The organism is Streptomyces sp. NPDC046261, assembly GCF_040646235.1.
In the GTDB taxonomy this organism is placed as follows: domain Bacteria; phylum Actinomycetota; class Actinomycetes; order Streptomycetales; family Streptomycetaceae; genus Streptomyces.
This window is the reverse complement of the sequence record NZ_JBEYZU010000003.1, coordinates 432,769-447,064: the sequence shown is the minus strand read 5'-3', so window position 1 is coordinate 447,064 and position 14,296 is coordinate 432,769. Positions and strand designations below refer to the sequence as shown.

General features: G+C 74.7%; 15 protein-coding genes. 7 read left to right on the top strand and 8 right to left on the bottom strand.

All coding sequences use genetic code 11. The annotated features are described in order from the left end of the window. Together ABZ956_RS08810 and map are read right to left on the bottom strand one after the other, a co-directional pair. On the bottom strand, nt 1-522 hold the full coding sequence (locus ABZ956_RS08810; RefSeq protein WP_361889044.1) for a DM13 domain-containing protein: 522 nt from the start codon (nt 520-522) through the stop codon (nt 1-3). 110 nt (nt 523-632) lie between these two features. Beyond that, complete coding sequence (gene map, locus ABZ956_RS08805; protein ID WP_361889041.1) at nt 633-1,400, bottom strand: type I methionyl aminopeptidase; 768 nt, start codon at nt 1,398-1,400, stop codon at nt 633-635. An 82-nt stretch (nt 1,401-1,482) separates the two neighbouring features. Between map and ABZ956_RS08800 the strand changes: the two genes are divergently transcribed. Continuing rightward, entirely contained in the window at nt 1,483-1,761 is a 279-nt protein-coding gene (locus ABZ956_RS08800) for a helix-turn-helix transcriptional regulator (protein ID WP_361889039.1), read from the top strand. A 25-nt stretch (nt 1,762-1,786) separates the two neighbouring features. Here ABZ956_RS08800 and ABZ956_RS08795 read toward each other — a convergent pair whose 3' ends face one another. After that, nucleotides 1,787-2,503: a phenylalanine--tRNA ligase beta subunit-related protein gene (locus ABZ956_RS08795; RefSeq protein WP_361889036.1), complete on the bottom strand. Its 717-nt coding sequence runs from the start codon at nt 2,501-2,503 to the stop codon at nt 1,787-1,789. Between the two features lie 80 nt (nt 2,504-2,583). After that, nucleotides 2,584-4,014: a PLP-dependent aminotransferase family protein gene (locus tag ABZ956_RS08790; RefSeq protein WP_361889034.1), complete on the bottom strand. Its 1,431-nt coding sequence runs from the start codon at nt 4,012-4,014 to the stop codon at nt 2,584-2,586. Nucleotides 4,015-4,064: 50 nt separating this feature from the next. On the opposite strand from ABZ956_RS08790, the gene ABZ956_RS08785 reads away from it, so the two are divergent. Next, a complete protein-coding gene (locus ABZ956_RS08785) occupies nt 4,065-4,520 on the top strand; it encodes a carboxymuconolactone decarboxylase family protein (protein WP_361889032.1) in 456 nt (151 codons plus the stop codon). A gap of 6 nt (nt 4,521-4,526) precedes the next feature. On the opposite strand, the gene ABZ956_RS08780 is transcribed toward ABZ956_RS08785, so the two are convergent. Next, nucleotides 4,527-5,507 (bottom strand): GlxA family transcriptional regulator, encoded by a 981-nt coding sequence (locus tag ABZ956_RS08780; protein WP_361889418.1) that lies wholly within the window; start codon nt 5,505-5,507, stop codon nt 4,527-4,529. A 211-nt stretch (nt 5,508-5,718) separates the two neighbouring features. Here ABZ956_RS08780 and ABZ956_RS08775 point away from each other — a divergent pair, with 211 nt between their 5' ends. Continuing rightward, complete coding sequence (locus ABZ956_RS08775; RefSeq protein WP_361889029.1) at nt 5,719-6,921, top strand: PP2C family protein-serine/threonine phosphatase; 1,203 nt, start codon at nt 5,719-5,721, stop codon at nt 6,919-6,921. Here the strand turns inward: ABZ956_RS08775 and ABZ956_RS08770 are convergent. The 3 genes from ABZ956_RS08770 to ABZ956_RS08760 form a co-directional block, all read right to left on the bottom strand. Then, nucleotides 6,828-8,279 carry an alpha/beta hydrolase gene (locus tag ABZ956_RS08770; RefSeq protein WP_361889027.1) on the bottom strand — a complete coding sequence of 484 codons (1,452 nt, stop codon included), beginning with the start codon at nt 8,277-8,279 and terminating at the stop codon, nt 6,828-6,830. The two genes, ABZ956_RS08775 and ABZ956_RS08770, sit on opposite strands and share 94 nt — an antisense overlap. A 266-nt stretch (nt 8,280-8,545) precedes the next feature. Beyond that, nucleotides 8,546-9,529: an NAD-dependent epimerase/dehydratase family protein gene (locus ABZ956_RS08765; protein ID WP_361889024.1), complete on the bottom strand. Its 984-nt coding sequence runs from the start codon at nt 9,527-9,529 to the stop codon at nt 8,546-8,548. 84 nt (nt 9,530-9,613) lie between these two features. Continuing rightward, nucleotides 9,614-10,252 carry a TetR/AcrR family transcriptional regulator gene (locus ABZ956_RS08760; protein WP_361889021.1) on the bottom strand — a complete coding sequence of 213 codons (639 nt, stop codon included), beginning with the start codon at nt 10,250-10,252 and terminating at the stop codon, nt 9,614-9,616. Between the two features lie 98 nt (nt 10,253-10,350). On the opposite strand from ABZ956_RS08760, the gene ABZ956_RS08755 reads away from it, so the two are divergent. The 4 genes from ABZ956_RS08755 (at nt 10,351) to ABZ956_RS08740 (ending at nt 14,240) form a co-directional block, all read left to right on the top strand. Then, nucleotides 10,351-10,998: a DUF5701 family protein gene (locus ABZ956_RS08755; RefSeq protein ID WP_361889018.1), complete on the top strand. Its 648-nt coding sequence runs from the start codon at nt 10,351-10,353 to the stop codon at nt 10,996-10,998. Between the two features lie 83 nt (nt 10,999-11,081). Continuing rightward, complete coding sequence (locus ABZ956_RS08750; RefSeq protein WP_361889015.1) at nt 11,082-11,588, top strand: GNAT family N-acetyltransferase; 507 nt, start codon at nt 11,082-11,084, stop codon at nt 11,586-11,588. Nucleotides 11,589-11,666: 78 nt separating this feature from the next. Beyond that, nucleotides 11,667-13,205, top strand: coding sequence for an FAD/NAD(P)-binding protein (locus ABZ956_RS08745; RefSeq protein WP_361889012.1), 1,539 nt, complete (start codon nt 11,667-11,669; stop codon nt 13,203-13,205). A gap of 102 nt (nt 13,206-13,307) precedes the next feature. Then, nucleotides 13,308-14,240: an oxidoreductase gene (locus ABZ956_RS08740; RefSeq protein ID WP_361889009.1), complete on the top strand. Its 933-nt coding sequence runs from the start codon at nt 13,308-13,310 to the stop codon at nt 14,238-14,240. Nucleotides 14,241-14,296 lie beyond the last annotated feature (56 nt).

Sequence of the window (14,296 nt, the reverse complement as noted above, 5' to 3'; positions counted from 1 at the left end):
TCACGCACGGGCGAGAGCGGCGGCGCCGAAGGAGACGTCGAAGCGGTCGCACCAGATGCTGACGCTGCCGTACCGGTCGAGGTCGAGGTCGGCGGGCAGGGCGTAGTTCTGGTCACCCTTGTTGCCCTTGAGCTTCCCGAGGCTGACGTGGGCGCCGTCGTCGAAGACGTGCCAGCCGGCCCGGCCCTCCTTCACCGGGGCGTCGGTGATCAGGACCCGCAGGTCCGGGCCGTTGCTGGTGTCGAGCCCCTCCAGGCGCAGCGTGCGGCTGCCGTCGGGCAGCCGCAGGACGCGCACCGTGCCGGTGGTGGTGTGCTCATGGCTGATCAGCGTGCCGGTGGCCAGGGTCCGCGTCCCCTCGCCCGGCGCGCCGGTGGACACGGGCGCGGACTCGCGCACCGTCTCGTCCACCCACAGCTTCCACGGCTGGAACCAGTACACCCCGACGGCGACCGCCACGGTGCCCAGTGCCAGTGCCGCGATGACGATGGGCCTGGTCAGCAGCCGTCGTACGCGTCCCATTTCCGCCTCCTGAAGCCGTGCTGTGTTCTCACCTGTTCAGAACAGCGGCACGGCCCCGGAGGATCCACGAATCCGGTGACGAAAGTCTTACGTCGCCCCCCGGCCGGGCGTCAGGGCAGGGTGAGGATGCGCGGCCCGTCGTCGGTGATGGCGACGGTGTGCTCGATGTGGGCGGCGCGGCTGCCGTCGGCGGTGCGCAGGGTCCAGCCGTCGGGAGCCGTGCGGTAGTCGTCGCGGCCGCCCGCCATGAGCATCGGCTCGATGGCCAGGACCAGCCCGTGCCGCAGGCGGAATCCGCGGCGCGGCGTGCCACTGTTGGGGACGTGGGGCTCCTCGTGCATCCGGCGCCCGATGCCGTGCCCGCCCAGGTTCGCCGGGAGGCCGTGGCGGGCGGCGCGGGCCACGCCGCCGATGGCGTGGGAGATGTCGCCGACGCGGTTGCCGACGACGGCGGCGGCTATGCCGGCCTCGAGCGCCCGCCGGGTGGTCTCGATCAGGGCCAGGTCGGCGGGGCGCGCGGTGCCGACCGTGAAGCTGACGGCGGCGTCACCGGCCCAGCCGTCGAGCACCGCGCCGCAGTCGATGCTGACGAGGTCGCCGTCGCGCAGCCGGTAGCCGTCGGGGATGCCGTGCACGACGGCGTCGTTGACCGAGGCGCAGATGACGGCGGGGAAGGGGACGGGCGCGAAGGAGGGGTGGTAGCCGAGGAAGGGCGAGGTGGCCCCGGCCTTGTCCAGCACCTCGCGGGCCACCGCGTCCAGCTCGCGCAGCGCGACGCCGACCCCGGCGGCGTCCTGCACGGCGGCCAGGGCGTGCGCCACGACGCGCCCCGCCTCGCGCATGGCCTCCAGCGCCGCGTCCGTCTTGATCTCCACCATCTGCACCGACTCCCCACCTGTGCGTCCGGCGGGATCGCCGGCCGCTCGGACCAATTCTTATACCGGTATTAGTATCACGTGCATGGTGAGAACTCCTCTGACCCCGTGGGAGCGGCAGCGCGGCGAGCGCCTGGGCGCCCTGCTGCGGGAGGCCCGTGGCGAGCGCAGCATGGTGGAGGTGGCGGCCCGGGCCGGGCTGTCCGCCGAGACCTTGCGCAAGATCGAGACCGGCAGGGCGCCGACCCCCGCCTTCTTCACGGTCACGGCCCTGGCGTCCGCGCTGGGCCTGTCGATGGACGCCCTTGCCGACGCGTGCGTCGAGGGGCTCGACGCGGCGGCCGGCGAACCGATGACGGCCTAGCCGCGCCGGTGCCCTGCCGCCGCGGTCAGCGCACCAGGCGCGCGGCGACCGTCGCTCCCGGGCTGCTCGCGAGCAGGGCCTCCGTCAGGGCGTCCCCGGCGGCGGTCAGCTCGGCGTCGCCGAGCGGGCCGAGGGCGTCGAGGATGAACACCGCGCGCGTGGTGGCGAGGGTGAGGCGGGTGCGGGTGCACTGGCGCCAGTTCCAGCGCCGGCAGGTCACGCCCGCGTCGTCGCGCCAGACGACCTCGCCCGGCGGGCAGTGCTCGACGACGCCCGCGCCGCCCGCGGTCGTCTCGAAGTCCTCCTCGCCCGTGGCGCGGACCAGGCGCGCCGGGCCCGCGTAGTGGTCGAGGTCCTCGCCGCCGAGCGGCAGGACATGGGCGACGGAGATCGCGTTGTAGAGGTCGGTGAGCCGGTCCACGCGCGGCAGCCCGTCCGCCGCCCGGCGCAGCAGCGCCTCCGCGCTGGGGCGGGTGCGCTGCGGCTTGGCCCCGAAGGCACGGAAGGCTTCGCGCCAGGCGGCCAGGTGGGGGTGGTTCTCGGCCGGGGTGTGCGCGAGCCACGCCCGGGCCCCCTCCTCGGCCGCGACCAGCAGCTTCTCGCTCATCTCGTCGCTCGGCCCGGGCCGCAGCCCCTCGGCGGCGAGGACCAGGGCGCGGTAGTCCGGCCGCAGGGCGTGCACGGCGGGGTCGATGGTGACGGTGTCGAGCCAGGCCTTGATGTCGGCGCTGTCGGATGCCATCAGGTCTCCTCAGGTCAGTAAGGTGCACTGAAAAGTCCTTCCGACTGTACCAAGCGAGGAGGGGCGTGCCGGGCTGCCACTCAGCCCGGCGGCGGGAGAGCCTCGCACAGGGCGTCCAGCGCGCCCGCGAAGGCGTGGTCCGCGGGGGTGCCGTAGCCCACGACCAGGCCGTCGTCCGGTACCCCCGTCGCCTCGCCGTGGCGGTACAGGCCCAGGCCCTCCACGGCGAGGCCCTGCCAGGCGGCGGCCCGCACCACGGTCCGTTCGGTGCCCGGGGGAAGGCCCAGCACCGCGTGCAGGCCGGCCGCGATGCCGGTGATCCGTACGTGCGGGGCGCGTTCGGCGAGGACGGCGACGAGGCGGTCGCGCCGGCGGCGGTAGTGCCGGCGCATGCGGCGTACGTGACGGTCGTAGGAGCCGGAGGCGAGGAAGTCGGCGAGCGTCAGTTGCTCCAGGGCGCTCGCCCACGACTCCCGCTCCCCCTTCACCGTGAGCACGGCGTCCACCAGGTGCCCCGGCAGTACCATCCAGCCCAGGCGCAGCGCCGGCGAGAGGCTTTTGCTGACCGAGCCGATGTAGACCACGCGTTCCGGGTCGAGGCCCTGCACGGCGCCGACGGGCTGGCGGTCGTAGCGGAACTCGCCGTCGTAGTCGTCCTCCAGGACCAGTCCGCCCCGCGCGCACGCCCAGTCCAGGAGCGCCGCCCGCCGCCGGGGGTGCAGCGGGCCGCCCGTCGGGAACTGGTGCGCGGGGGTCAGCAGCGCCGTCCGGGCGCCGGTGGCCGCCAAGCACTCGACGCGCGCGCCGTGTTCGTCGATGGGCAGGGTGGCCGTGGTGAGCCCGGCGGCGGTCAGCAGCGAGCGGTGGAAGCCCAGTCCGTACGACTCCACGGCGATCGTGCCCTCGAGTACCTGCCCCAGCAGCCGCAGGGCGCCCGCGAAGCCGGAGCAGACGACGATGCGGTCGGGGTCGGCGCGTACGCCCCGGGCGCGGCCGAGGTATTCGGCCAGGGCGCGGCGCAGCTCGGGGCGGCCGCGGGGGTCGCCGGGGCCGAACGCCTCGTTGGGGGCGGCGGTGAGCGCCCGGCGGGCGGAGGCGAGCCAGGCGGTGCGGGGGAAGGCGGCGGCGTCCGGGGTGCCCTGGACCAGGTCGTAGGCGGGGCGCCGGGGACGGGAGGGGGTGGTGGGTCTGCGGGGCCGGCCGCCGGCGGGCGGTTCCGCGCGCAGGGCGACGCGGGTGCCGGAGCCCTGCCGGGCCGTGAGCCAGCCCTCGGCGACTAGTTCGGCGTAGGCCTCGGCGACGGTGTTGCGGGCCAGGCCGAGGTCGGTGGCGAGCGCGCGGTAGGGCGGCAGCCGGGTGCCGGGCGCGAGCCTTCCCGTACGTACGGCCTCGCGCAGTGCGCGTATCAGGGCGCCGCGGCGACCGCCCGGCCCGTCGGACAACTCCAGGTGGAGGTCGCCGCCCGCGCCGTCCACCGACGGCGACCGCGCCGGATTGACCTGTGATTCCATCCCCGAATTGCACCATGGGACAGGCCGATTCCGCGTCTAGGGTTTCGATCATGACGATGACACAGCCCGCACAGCGGATGAACTTCACCAAGGCCGCCCCCAAGGTTTTCAAGGCCATGATCGCCCTGCACGCGGCCGCGACGGCCGACCTGGACCCGACCCTCGTGGAGCTGGTCCAGATCCGCGCCTCGCAGCTCAACCACTGCGCCTACTGCCTGGACATGCACACCCGCGACGCCCGCGCGGCGGGCGAGAGCGAGGAGCGGATCCATCTGCTCAGCGCCTGGCGTGAGGCCGGCCTGTACACGGAGAAGGAGCGGGCCGCGCTCGACCTGACCGAGGCGGTGACCGTCCTGACCGACGGTTTCGTGCCCGACGCGGTGTACGAGCGGGCCGCCCGGCACTTCGGGGAGGAGGAGCTGGCGCACCTGATCGCGCTCATCTTCACCATCAACTCCTGGAACCGGATCGCGGTCACCACGCGGAAGGTGCCCGGCACGCAGTGATCCGCGTCAGCCCCGCCGGAACCGGTCGCGGTAGGCGGCCGGCGAGACGCCGGCCTCGCGCACGAACGCGCGTCTCATCGTCTCGACCGTGCCGAAGCCGCATTGTCCGGCGATGGTGTCGACGCTGTCGGAGGTGCTCTCCAGCAGGGCGCGCGCCGCGGCGACCCGGGCCCGTTCGACGTACGCGCCCGGGCTGGTCCCCATCTGCTGGCTGAACACCCGGCTGAAGTGGCGCCGGCTCATGCCCAGCCGGGCGGCCAGGGCGGGCACCGACAGGTCGTCGGCGGGGTGGGCGTCGATGGCCTCGACGAGCTCGCGCAGGGCGCCGCCGAGCGGGGGCTCGCCGCGGATCCAGGTGCTGAACTGGGACTGACCGCCCGGCCGCTGCATGAAGACCACCAGGAACTTCGCCACGGCCCGGGCCAGTTCGGGGCCGAAGTCGTCCTCCAGCAGGGACAGCGTGAGGTCGATGCCGGCGGTCACCCCGGCCGAGGTGACGACGGCGCCGTCCCGGACGTAGATGGCGTCGGGCTGCACGGTGACCGCCGGATAGCCGGCGGCCAGTTCGGAGCAGAACGCCCAGTGCGTCGTGGCGCGGCGCCCGTCGAGCAGGCCCGCTTCGGCCAGGACGAACGCGCCGGTGCACACCGAACCCGTGCGCCGGGCCCCGGCGGAGAGCCGCCGCACATGGCGGACCAGGTCGCGGTCGGCGGCCGCCTCGGCGTACCCCCGGCCGCCGGCCACCATGAGCGTGTCCGGGGGCTTGCGCACGCGCGCGAGGTCCGCCGAGACGCCCAGGTGGGCGTCGGCCGAGGTGCTCACGGACCGGCCGCCCAGCGAGGCCAGGCGCACCCGGTAGCCGGCCTCCGCCTCGGACGCAGCCCGGCCGAAGACGTCCAAGGGACCTGCGACGTCCAGCAATTGCACTCCGTCGTACACGACGATCAGCACGTCGCGCGTCTCCACCTTGCCGCTCACAGTGGCCATCATCGGCGACCCGTCGGCGCCGCACCGCCGAAGGTGGCGGCGATCACCTTTATGGAGTAATGTCCTTTTTTCTGGGCATAAGACGGTTTGCGCCAATGCCGGCCGGCCTCCGCGTGGACATATGGACGTTCCATCCCACCATCCGACGTGCCGCGCCACACGGCCGGTCCGCTTGCGGGCGGACAACCGCCGCCTAGGGTGGGAAACCACCATGAAGCGAGACCCAGGTCGCGAGAGGCCGCCCGAGGTACCCCCGCTCCCCCGCAGCGCACGCCTGCTCGTCGCGGCCGCCTACGCGCTGCTGACCACCGCCGTGGCGGTGGACCTGGCGACCAATCCCCAGCTGACCTTCTCCCCCGTCCTCGCCACCGCCCCCGCGCTCGCCAGCATCGGCGGCACCCGGCGCGCCCGGGTCCCCCTGACGGTGGGCCTGCTCGCCCTCGTGTTCGTCCCCGTCCTCGGCATCGCCGACACCGGCGTCCCGTTCGCCGTCCACCTCACCGCGGGCGCCACCGTGCTGGCCCTCACCTGCGTCAGCACCGCCAACGTCGTCCTCGTCTCGACCCGGGAGCGCGAACTGCTGCACTCGCGCTCGGTCGCCGAAGCGGCCCAGCGCACCCTGCTGCGCCCACTCCCGGAGCGGATCGACGGGCTGCGGGTGGCGGTGCGCTACCTCGCGGCCGCCGCCGAGGCCCGCGTGGGCGGCGACCTGTACGAGGTGCTGGCCACTCCCTACGGGACCCGGCTGATCGTCGGCGACGTACGGGGCAAGGGGCTGTCGGCCATCGAGACCGCGGCGGACGTGCTCGGCACCTTCCGGGAGGCCGCACAGGTCGAGCCGGAGCTGCGCACGGTGGCCCGGCGGCTCGACGCCACCGTGCTGCGGCGCCGGTCCGGCGAGGAGTTCGTGACGGCCGTCCTGCTGGGGGTGCCGGCGGCCGACGGCCCGACGGAGCTGGTCAACTGCGGTCACCTGCCGCCGCTGCTGTGGCGCGCGGGCACGGTGAGCGAGGTACGGACGCCGGTGCCCGACCCGCCCCTGGCGCTGCGCGAACTGGCCGCCGGCCCGTACCACTTCCTGCACTTCGCCTTCGCGCCCGGCGACCTGCTGGTCCTCTACACCGACGGGGTGACCGAGGCCCGCGACGCCTCCGGCCGCTTCTACCCGCTGGCCGAGCGCCTGGCCACGATGCCGGAACTGGCCCCGGACCCGCTGGTGGACCGGCTGGTGGCCGACCTGCGGGACTACACCGGCGGCGTCCTGTCCGACGACGCCGCGCTGCTCGTCGTGCGCCGGGAGCGGCGCCGCTCGGCCGCCCCTCAGGCGCTGCACTCCGCCTTCGGCGGCGGCAGCCTGCCCCCGACGAGGAACGCGTCCACGGCCCCGTCGGTGCAGTCCGAGCCGCTGGCGTAGGCGGAGTGGCCGGTGCCGCCGCGGACGACGAGGGAAGCGGTGCCCAGATTCCCGCGCACGGTCTCGGCGTTGCTCAGCGGGGTCGCCGGGTCGACGGCCCAGGAGACCAGGACCATGGCCGGGGCGCCGGGGGCGGCCAGCGGCTCGGCCCGGCCCGTGGGGGCGAGGGGCCAGGCGGCGCAGTGGAACATGGCGGTGGCCACGGTGGCGCCGAACAGCGGTGACGTCCTCTCGAACTCACCGAGGTCGGCGAGGAGTTCCGCGGCGCTGCGGGGACCGGGCTTGTCGAGACAGTCGACGGCGTTGCGGGCCATGGTGGGGTCCACCGGAGCCCGCCCTCCGGAGCCCGCCTTCTCCGACCCCTCCGACGTCTCCGCCTGCACCTGGACCTGTTCCAGGGCGAGGCCGATGAGCGCGCCCGGCCGACCCGCCATCGCGTCGAGCAGCGCCCGGGTCAGGTCCGGCCACCGGTCGGACCGGTAGAGCGGGGCCCTGATGCCCTGGACCGCGAGCCCGGTGGTGAGCCTGCCGCCCTCGGGCGCGGGCACGGGGTGGGCGTCGAGGTCCCGTACGAACGCGGTGGTCCTGGCGACGATCTCGCCGGGCGTCCGGCCGAGGGGGCAGTGCAGGGCGGCACAGGCCCGGGCGTAGCTGGCGAAGCTGTCGTCGAGGGACGTGACGTCGTTGCGGGCGGTCTGCGTCAGGTCCGTACCGGGGTCCACGACGCCGTCGAGGACGAAGCGGCCCACCCGGCCGGGGAAGAGGTGGGCGTAGTGCTGGCCGAGGTAGGTGCCGTAGGAGATGCCGAGGTAGTGCAGCCTGCTCTCGCCGAGTGCGGCGCGCAGCACGTCCAGGTCGCGGGCGACGCTGACGGTGTCCATGTGGGCCAGCAGCGCGCCACCGGCCTTGCGGCAGTCCTCGCCCTGCTCGGCGGCCGCCTTGAACTCGGCCTCCACCTGTTCGCGGGTCCGCGGGATGAGGTCACCGCCCGCGCCCTGGGGGCATTTCAGCGGTGCCGAGCGCCCGATGCCGCGCGGGTCGAAGCCGACGAGATCGTAACGGCCCATCACACGGGACGTGGCTTCGAACACCCCGCCCGCGACCATGGCGGCCCCCGCCTCCCCCGGCCCGCCGGGGTTGAAGACGAGTGGCCCGAGCCGCTGCGCCCCCGCGGCCCGCACGCGCGCCAGGCGGATCCGGATGCTCTGCCCGTCGGGCGCGCTGTAGTCGACGGGCACGGTGAGCCAGGCGCAGTCCGCGTCCCGCCGCAGCGTGGCGCCGGCCCGGCCGGCGTCCTCGGTGGAGCACGCCTCCCAGGCCAGTCGCTGCCCGGCGATGCCGGCCGGAAGCGCGGGCACGCCCCGCTGCCGGCCCTCACGCGAAGCCGGGGGAACGGACGGGGCCCGCCCCTCGCGGCCCCCTCCCCCGCCCGCGACACAACCGCCGGCCACAAGGGCCAGAACGACGACCCCCACCACAACCACCCCGGCCCGCTCCCGCATCGCCTCACACCCTCCGGATGCCCCGGCCCCAGTCCACTGCCCCCCGGCACCGCCCGCAGCCGGAGCGGGTCCGACGGGGTGACGCCCGCCGCCCGCGGCCCTGGCACCGTCGGGGCCGCTTCTCAGGCGCGCAGCGCCTTCGCCTCCGTCTCCGGGTCCAGGCCGACGGTGGGGCGGTCGGGGCGCTGGGGTGGGATTCCGCCCAGTTCCTGCAGCCAGGACCAGGTGTCGGACACCGTTTCCGCTACCGGGCGGCAGTGCAGGCCGGCGGCGAACGCCTTGTCCACGCCGCCCTGGTGCAGGGTCTCGTGCTGCTCGCCCGGCGGCACCCAGACGGGCAGGTGCGACCACGGTTCGATGCCGGCGTCGAGGATCTTCTCCGGGGCGGTCCAGCGCAGCTCCGCGGTGCCGCCGGTGACGTGGGCGCAGGCTTCCAGCAGTTCGCCCATCGTGGCGTGGCCCGGGCGGCTGATGGCGTTGTACGGGCCGCCGAGGCCGCGGGCGGCGGCGTCCAGGCTCCAGGCGGCCAGGTCACGGGCGTCGATGTACTGGATGCCCAGGTCGCGGGGGCCCGGCGCCAGGACGGGGCCGCCGCGTGCCATCCGCAGCAGCCACCAGGGCAGGCGCCCGATGTTCTCCCCGGGGCCGAGGATCAGCCCCGCCCGCACCAGCAGCGCCCGGTCGCCGAAGGCCGCGGCCGCGGCGAGCTCGCCGCCCCGCTTGGCCTGTGGGTACTCCACCTCGCCCGCGTCGGGCGAACCGTCCACGACAGGGGCGTCCTCGCCGAGCCCGGCGGGGCGGGGATGGCGGTACACCGACCCGCTGGAGACGTACACGTAGGTCCCGGCCCGCCCGGCCAGCAGCCGGGCCGCGTCCCGTACGGCCGACGGCTCGGCCGCCCAGGTGTCGACGACGATGTCCCACTCGCCGTGCGCCAGGGCCGCCAGGCCGTCCCCTGCCCTGCGGTCACCGCGCAGGGCGACGGCTCCCGCCGGCGCCGGATGGTGGCCGCGGTGGAAGACCGTCACCTCCCAACCACGGCCCAGCGCCTCGTCGGTGACGGCGCGACCCACGAATTCCGTTCCGCCCAGTATCAGGAGTCTCATGACGGCGACTGTGCCCGATCCCGGCCGCGGCGGGAACCACGGCATGCTCTCAGCGGAATCGCCCACGGCTGAACCGGGCCGCACTCACCGCACGGCGTAGCGGGCGAGCGGCCCCTCCGTCAGCATGGCGAAGACGCGGTCGGCGGATACCGCCACCGTTTCGGCGATCCGCTCGTTGTCGTGACCGGCGAGGGTCAGCTCCAGGATCTGCTGGAAGAGGACCCGGTGGGCGCCGCCCAGTTGGGCCGCCGCCGCCCGGGGGGTGATGTCGTCCGGGGCGGCCGCGGTCTCCGCGGCGAGGAGGCCGGCCAGCGCGGCCTCGCGCTGATCGTGCATGTCGCGCAGGCGGGCCAGCAGCGTGGGGCTGTCGGCGATCATCCGGGCGAACACCTCCCCGGAGAACCCGATCACGGGGTCGTGCCGCTCCACCCCGTCGAGGAACTCGCGGCGCAGCGCCGCGAGCGCCGACTCGCCCTCGGCCCGGCCCTCGACGATCCGGGCGAGGCCCGCGACGAACTCCTCGTGGCGGTCGAAGGCCAGGTCCTCCTTGCGGGGGAAGTAGTTGGTCACCGTCTTCTTGGCGACCCGGGCGGCCGCGGCGATCTCGGCGATCGTCGTCGACTCGAAGCCGTTCTCGATGAACAGCCTGGTGGCATGGTCGGAGATGAGCTGCCTGGTCTCCTGCTTCTTGGACTCGCGGAGCCCCATCGGTTCGATACCCATGAGGGAATCTTACACCGGGCATAAATTTACTCTTGACCACGATGGTCGACCCGGGCTAAGTTTATGTCCGTTGCAAAATTCCCTGAGGAAGGCTTCACATGACCGTCTTCGACGCCGGCACCGAGTTCGACCGTCAGGTCCAGACCCTGGTCGACCTGGGCTACCCGGCTCTCGCCGGCATGACGGAGACCGCGTTCCGTGGTGTCGTCGAGCCGCTGCGCGAGCCCGTTCGCGCGCGGGCGGCGACGATGGAACCGCCGGCCGAGGGCCGGGTGCCGTTCCTGCTCGTGGTCACCAGGGCGCTCGTCCCCCTCGAGGAGTCGGTGCCGCTGACCACGCTCGCCGGCAAGAGCGCCCCCGGTGTCATCGAGCGCTTCTACGCCCCGGGCGAGCTGGAGAGGTTCGTCTCGCTCGAGGAACTGGCGCTCCCGGACGGGGAGGCGTACGTCGCCTTCGACGTCGACCGCGGCGAGGAGTTCTGCGCCGTCGTCCCCCTCGACGCCCTGGCGGCCGTGGCCGAGCGGGGCCGCACCCCGCTCACCATGGAGGAGGGCATAGCGTTCCTCACCCAGTTCCCCCGGGCGCTGGCCAAGAACAAGTGCTTCTCGCTCGCCGGCACCCGCTTCGGGGACCGCAGGGTCCCGGCCCTGTGGATCAGCAAGGGCGCCCCGAAGCTGGGGTGGTGCTGGGAGGGCAACCCGCACACCTGGCTGGGCATGGCCTCGGCCGGCGACCGGGCCCGCTGACCGCGCCCGCGGCCGAACCGGCCACGGGCGCCCGCCACCACCCCGCGCGGTGGGCCGTCCCGCCCACCGAAGACAATGGCCCCATGCGCATCCGAGCGGTACGCCCCGACGAGTTGACTCTCCTTCAGGACATCGAGCGGGCCGCCGGGAGGTGTTTCCACGACATCGGCATGCCGGAGATCGCCGAGGACGAGCCGCTGCCGGTCGGTGAACTCGCCCACTACCAGCGGGCCGGCCTGGCCTGGGTCGCGGTCGACGGCACCGACGCTCCGGTGGCCTACCTCATCGCGGACCATGTCGACGGCAACCTCCACGTCGAGCAGGTGTCGGTGCACCCGGACAGCGCCCGCCGCGGTATCGGCCGTTCCCTGCTGGACCACCTGGCCCGTCGGGCGACGGCCGACGCGATTCCCGCCCTGACCCTCACCACGTTCACCGGCGTGCCGTGGAACGCGCCGTACTACGCGCGCTGCGGCTTCCGCCCCCTCGACGAGCACGGGCTCGGCCCGGGCCTGCGGGACATCCGGCGACAGGAAGCCGCCCACGGCCTGAACCGGTGGCCCCGGGTGTGCATGCGCCGGGACCTGTGACACCGCAACACCGGCCGGGGCCGGTGCTTCCCGGCGCGCGGGTACGGGCAGGGTGAGCTACGGAAGGAAGGTGCTGCCATGTCCCCCACGGCCCCCCTGCGTTCCCCCGAACCCGGCAGACCCGCCCCGCCCGCCGGGCAGGACGTGGTGATCGTGGGCGCCGGTGTCGCCGGGACCAGCGTCTTCGTCCAGTTGGTCCGCGCGCTCTCACGCCAGGCCGGGGCGGCCGCCCGTACGGTCCGGTCGATCACCGTCGTGGACCCCCGCCCGGTCGGCTGGGGGCTGGCCTTCGGGGACGACGACCCGCTGCTGTTGTGCAACAGCGCGGCCGAGGTCAACTCCCTGCTCGCCGAGGACCACGCCGACTTCGTCGGCTATCTGCGCGAGCACGGCTGGAACGGGTCTCCGCGGGACTGCGTCCCCCGGGCCCGGATGGCCGCCTACTGCCGGGACCGCCACACCGGGGCACGGGCCGCGGCGACGGCGCTCGGCATCGTGGTGCGGCAGGTGCGGGCGGACGCCGAGTCGGTCGGCGCGCGGACGGGCGGCCGGCACCGGGTGCGGCTGAGCACGGGGCAGCGGCTGACGGCCGACGCGGTGGTGATCTGTACGGGCGTGCGCCGGCCCCGCGTCCCCGAGGGCTTCGCCGGCCTCACCGCTCACCCGCGCTATCTGGACAGCCCCTACCCCTCCGAGCGCCTGCGACGGCAGACGCGTCCGCGGAGCCGGGTGCTGGTCCTCGGCACCCGCCAGTCGGCCATCGACGCGGCCCTGTTGCTGTGCCGCGACGGTCACCGGACGGTCATGACCTCGCCCTCCGGCCGGCTGCCCTCCGTACGCCTGTCGCTGGGCGCGCCCCCGCGCGACTTCCCGTCGGTGGAACGCATCGCCCGCCTCGACCCGGCGGACCCCTTGCTGGAGGAGAAGGTGCTGCGCGGCGCTGTGGAGGCGGTCCGGCTGCTGAGCCGCCGCCCGTTGCGCCGGCAGACGTCGACGGCGCCCGATCCCGTCCAGCGCCTGCGCGAGGAGACGGCCCTGGTGGACGCGGGCGTCTGTCACTGGCCCGGTGTCGTCGTGCCCCTGCTCGAGGCGGCCATCGCGCTCGCCCCCGCCCTGCCGGCGCCGCGCCGCCACGCCCTGATGGCGCGCTTCGCCTGGTTCACGGGCTACTACGCCACGGCCATGACGGTCGTCAACGCCCGGCGCCTGCTCGCGCACTTCGCCACCGGTGCCCTGCGGCTGGCCCATCCCTACCCCCGCTCCGTCGTCCGCGACGGCGACGCCTGGCGGGTGGAGTGGCCCGAACCGGCCGGCACACCGGACCGTTTCGACCGCTTCGATCACTTCGACCACATCGTCAACGGCACCGGCTTCCACCAGCCCACGCTCCACTGGTCCCCCGACGGCAAGGCGCTGCGTCTGAAGGGCGCGGCGGACGGCGCCGGGGCCGTGGAACATCTGGAGGCCGACCTGCGGGTGCGCCGCCGGCCCGGGGCGCGGCCGGAGCGCGTCTGGGTGGCCGGCGTCGGCACGCACGTACGCGTCCCCTTCGCCAACCATCTGCGCAACGTGGCCCGGCAGGCCCGCCAGGTCGCGGAGGAGATCGCCGGCGGGTGAGCCCGCCTTCCCGCCGGCCGCCCGGGCGCGCCTTCCCCGCGGCGGCCGTCCGGTCGGCGGACAATACGCTCGCCCGCCCGCGACCGGCCGCCGAGGAGTGGCATGCACGACAGCTGGACCACCGACGACATGCCGAGCCAGGAGGGCCGGCTGGCCGTCGTCACCGGGGCCAACAGCGGCATCGGGTACGTCACCGCCCGCGAACTGGCGCGGGCCGGCGCCGAGGTCGTCGTCACCGGCCGGGACGCGGGCAAGGCCCGCGCCGCCGCCGAGCGCCTGGCCGCCGAGGTGGCCGGCGCCCGGGTCCGGCCCGACCTGCTCGACCTGGCCGACCTGGCGTCCGTCACCGGCTTCGCCCACCGCGTGGAACTCGGCGGCCGGCCGGTCGACCTGCTCGTCAACAACGCGGGCGTGATGGCCGTCCCCCGGCGGCGCACCACCGAGGACGGCTTCGAGCTCACCGTCGGCACCAATCACCTGGGCCACTTCGCCCTCACCGGCAGGCTGCTCCCGCTGATCCTGCGGGCCCCGGACCCCCGGGTGGTGACCGTCAGCGCGGCCATCGCCCGCACTCCGCTGGCCGATCTCTCCGACCTGCAGAGCACCCGCACCTACCGGCCGATGGCCGCCTATGCCAAGTCCAAGCTCGCCAACGTGCTCTTCGCCCTGGAACTGCAGCGCCGCGCCGACGCCGCCGGAGCCCGGCTGACGGGTGTGGCCGTGCATCCCGGTCTGAGTGCGACGGGACTGCAGCGGCACCTGGCCCGCCCGCTGCGGGCGCTGGCCCGGCCGGCGCTGGAGCACGTCGTCGGCCACAGCGTGGAACAGGCGGCGCTGCCGTCCCTGTACGCGGCCACGGCCGGCGACGTCGTCCCCGGCGGCTTCTACGGGCCCACCGGCCGCTTCGGGGCGCGCGGCGCCCCCGGCCCGGCGGAGCTGCCCGCGCCCGCCGGGGACGCCACCTTGGCCCACAGTCTCTGGGACATCTCCGAGGCCCTCACCCGGGTCCGCTACCGCTGGCCCGGCGCGTACTGATTCCTGGCGGGAACCGGGCCTTGTGGGGCGGGGGTCCGGGCGTTGCAATCGGCTCA